Genomic DNA, 3,237 nt, shown 5'->3' with positions numbered 1-3,237 from the left:
CGATCATCCGACAGCCGAAACCGCGATCTCGCCCGATACCTGGACTGGTACAACACCGCCCGGCCGCACTATGCTCTCTCGCGACAGCCGCCAGCGACAAGGCTCAGCCAGCTGAACAACGTCTTGAGAAACGACACCTAGGCTGCGCCGCGCCGGTGGCAAATGCTTGAGCTGCGGTCGCAAACCGGGCCATCCTGCAGCCATGACCAGCGCCAAGCACTACATCTCCGCCAATGATCTCCTCGAAGACAGCCTGCGTCTGGCGCGGCAAATCCTCGAGAGCGGTTTTCGTCCAACCCATATCGTCGGAGTCTGGCGCGGCGGGGCACCGGTCGGGATTGCCGTGCAGGAATATCTGGCCTGGCGCGGGATCGAGACCGACCATATTGCCATCCGCACCGCCTCCTATACCGGTATCGGTGAGCAGGACCGCAATGTGCGGGTCTATGGCGAGGGCTATCTGGTCGATACGCTCGACGCCGAAGACCGGCTGCTGATCGTTGATGATGTCTATGATAGCGGCCGCTCGATCGCCGCTGTCCTGCAGGTCTTGTGGGCCAAGTGCCGGCGCAATTTCCCCGCCGATGCGCGCATCGCGACGGTCTATTACAAGCCCCTGCGCAATACGACCGATCTGACGCCGGACTATTTCGTCCATGAATGCGATGACTGGCTGGTTTTCCCGCACGAGATTTGCGGCCTCAGTGATGAGGAGATCGCTGCCAAGGGCGAGGCCGGCGCGGTGATCCTGAAGCCATGAGCCTGGTTACCGCAGCCCAGCTGCGCGGCCTCCTCATCGTAGCAGAAGGCACACTGTCCGCCGCGAAATGGCAATTCTGGGAGGGCGTGATGATCGAACCGGAGACCTGGCGCGCCCCGGCCGGGACCGGGTTCGACTTTGCCGTCTGGGTGGTGGCCGTGCAGGGTCATCACGCCGTCTGGTTCAACAGCGTCGCCAATTGCTTCGAACTGTCGCCCTTCTCAAGGCCCGGTCAGCTGGAGGCACCCAGCCGGGCAAGGGGCGAGCTTGCGAACTTGGTCGACCAGCTCACCGGTTAGGTGCCGGGGCCGACTGAGGCGTCGGAGGCTTGCGCGGCCTGCTGGCTGACAAGCGATGTATGGACCAGTGCGCGCCAAGGCGCCCAGCATGAAGCCGGGCGCAGGGCGTCACTCGAGAGCGCCGGTGCCGCTCTGCGCCCCGTCAGCCCGGGCGGTGAATGGCGCACAATTTGTGGCCGTCGGGATCGCGGACATAGGAGAGGTGCAGCGTGCCCATATTGCTGGAGCGCGGCCCGGGCGCGTCCTCGATCGAGGTGCCGCCATTGGCGACGGCGACATCGTGAAACTCGGCCACTTGCTCAGGCGAGCTGCACTTGAAACCGATCGTCGAGCCATTGGAGGCTGTGGCCGGTTCGTCATTGATCGGCTCGCTGATGCAGAAGGCGTTGCCGTCATGCAGGTAGAAATAGCGAACATGACCGGTGGCGGCCTCATTGCGGACCGCCTCGCCGGCGCCCATCGCGCCCAGGACGGCGTCGTAAAAGCGCTTCGAGCGCTCGATGTCGCTCGCTCCGACCATGATGTGATTGAACATGCTGTCTCTCCCTCAAGGTGGCGCGGGCGCCACGGCCTAGGCTTCGTCGAGCCCGATGTCGAAATTTGGCGCTGAATGGGTCAACGCACCAATGGAAATGACATCCACGCCGGTTTCGGCAATGCCGCGCACGGTGTCCAGGTTGATTCCACCGGAGGCTTCCAGCGTCACCCTGCCCTTGGCGGCGGCGACTGCGGTGGTCAGGTCGGCGATCGAGAAATTGTCCAGCAAGACGCTCTCCGCCCCGGCCGATATGGCAGCATCGAGCTGGTCGAGCCGATCCACCTCCACGGCGATGCGCGTCATGTGACCGGCGCTGGTGCGGGCGGCTTTCACCGCGTCTGCAACGCCGCCGCATACCGCGACATGATTGTCCTTGATCAGGATTGCGTCATCGAGCCCGAAACGGTGCAGGGATCCGCCGCCCGCCTGGACAGCCTGGAGTTCGAAAGCCCGAAAGCCCGGCGTGGTCTTGCGCGTGTGGGCGATGCGGGCACCGGTGCCCTTGACCGCGTCGACATAAGCCCGGGTGAAGCTCGCAATGCCACTCATCCGGCCCATGAAGTTCAGGAGGATACGCTCGGCGGCCAGAAGCCCGCGGGCCCGTCCGGTTACAGAGATCAGGACATCGCCCGGCTTCACCGGGTCGCCGTCTTCCATCTGCGGGCTGACCAGGGCTTCCGGATCGCATTGCCAGATCGCCGCCAGCGCCGGCTGGAAACCGCAGACCACGCCGGTCTCGCGGGCATTGACGTAGAATTTCGCCTCGGCCTTGGCCGGAATGCAGGCCAGAGACGTGACATCGCCGCGACCGCCCTGGTCTTCTGCGATCGCGCGCGCAACGGCATCATTCACCACATGGCGCGGCAGGGGCATGATCGACATGGCGATTGTCCTATTCGGCGGGTCCGGCCAGTGCCATCGCGGGCGACAGATTGGCGGCAAGATCATCCAGGCGAAGCTCGCAATGGCGCGCCTCGTCCGAGCTTTGTGGGCAATCACTGCGGAAATGACCACCCCGGCTTTCACGGCGGTTCAGCGCGCCGGTCACGATGAAGCGGGCCGCGATCAGCGCATCGGCCTCGCCATGCTCGCGCCGCATCGTATCGACCAGGGCCGCCAATTCGGACAGTCCGGCCTCGGTGCGCTCCACCCCGCAATGGCGCGACATGGCCTGGCGCAGGCGCATCAGGGCGAGGGGTGGGAGGGTCGGGGCAACCCCCTGACTATCCACCGTCATCCCCCGGCTTGTCCGGGGGACCTCAGCCATAGGGTTGACCATGATATTAGGGGTGCGGCTGTCCGGGCCATTCTGTCGACCGTCCAGTCGAGGTCCCCCGGACAGGCCGGGGGATGACGGATGGTGTTCGTCCGGTGCCGCAAGCCGACGCGCAAACCTGGCCGCACTCACCAGCCCTTCAGCCAGCGAGTTCGACGCCAGGCGGTTGGCGCCGTGCAGGCCGGTCGAGGCGCACTCGCCTATGGCAAACAGGCCGGGCACGGAGGTGCGGCCGTCAATATCGGTCGCGACGCCGCCCATATGATAATGCGCCGTCGGGGCGACCGGGATCGGTTCGTTGCGCGGGTCGATCCCGGCTTGCTGGCAGGCGGCGAAGACTGCGGGAAAACGGTCCGGGAATGCG

6 protein-coding genes are annotated in these 3,237 nt (G+C 65.2%); 3 read left to right on the top strand and 3 right to left on the bottom strand.

The genetic code is table 11. The features are described from left to right. The 3 genes from QZ266_RS15360 to QZ266_RS13060 all read left to right on the top strand — a co-directional run. Positions 1-141: integrase core domain-containing protein (locus QZ266_RS15360; RefSeq protein WP_367178201.1), on the top strand; the 141-nt coding region annotated here is incomplete at its 5' end. 61 nt (positions 142-202) lie between these two features. Beyond that, positions 203-760 carry a phosphoribosyltransferase gene (locus QZ266_RS13065; protein WP_295695862.1) on the top strand — a complete coding sequence of 186 codons (558 nt, stop codon included), beginning with the start codon at positions 203-205 and terminating at the stop codon, positions 758-760. Next, complete coding sequence (locus tag QZ266_RS13060) at positions 757-1,059, top strand: hypothetical protein (protein ID WP_295695861.1); 303 nt, start codon at positions 757-759, stop codon at positions 1,057-1,059. Before QZ266_RS13065 ends, QZ266_RS13060 begins: the two co-directional genes overlap by 4 nt. 142 nt (positions 1,060-1,201) lie before the next feature. On the opposite strand, the gene QZ266_RS13055 is transcribed toward QZ266_RS13060, so the two are convergent. The 3 genes from QZ266_RS13055 to QZ266_RS13045 all read right to left on the bottom strand — a co-directional run. Then, complete coding sequence (locus QZ266_RS13055; protein WP_295695859.1) at positions 1,202-1,594, bottom strand: VOC family protein; 393 nt, start codon at positions 1,592-1,594, stop codon at positions 1,202-1,204. A gap of 36 nt (positions 1,595-1,630) precedes the next feature. Then, positions 1,631-2,479, bottom strand: a complete 849-nt coding sequence (gene nadC, locus QZ266_RS13050) for a carboxylating nicotinate-nucleotide diphosphorylase (RefSeq protein WP_295695857.1) — start codon at positions 2,477-2,479, stop codon at positions 1,631-1,633. A gap of 10 nt (positions 2,480-2,489) precedes the next feature. Then, on the bottom strand, positions 2,490-3,237 hold a 748-nt coding region (locus QZ266_RS13045), incomplete at its 5' end, for an FAD-binding protein (RefSeq protein WP_295695855.1).

It is taken from the genome of uncultured Maricaulis sp. (assembly GCF_905480005.1).
Classification (GTDB): Bacteria; Pseudomonadota; Alphaproteobacteria; order Caulobacterales; family Maricaulaceae; genus Maricaulis.
The sequence above is the reverse complement of the archived record's forward strand: the minus strand, read 5'-3'. Positions and strand labels throughout refer to the sequence as shown.

Bases quoted from the DNA above. Each gene is read 5' to 3' on its own strand.
- QZ266_RS13055 (WP_295695859.1), bottom strand. From the start codon at position 1,594: ATGTTCAATCACATCATGGTCGGAGCGAGCGACATCGAGCGCTCGAAG.
- QZ266_RS13065 (WP_295695862.1), top strand. From the start codon at position 203: ATGACCAGCGCCAAGCACTACATCTCCGCCAATGATCTCCTCGAAGAC.
- nadC (WP_295695857.1), bottom strand. From the start codon at position 2,479: ATGTCGATCATGCCCCTGCCGCGCCATGTGGTGAATGATGCCGTTGCG.
- QZ266_RS13060 (WP_295695861.1), top strand. From the start codon at position 757: ATGAGCCTGGTTACCGCAGCCCAGCTGCGCGGCCTCCTCATCGTAGCA.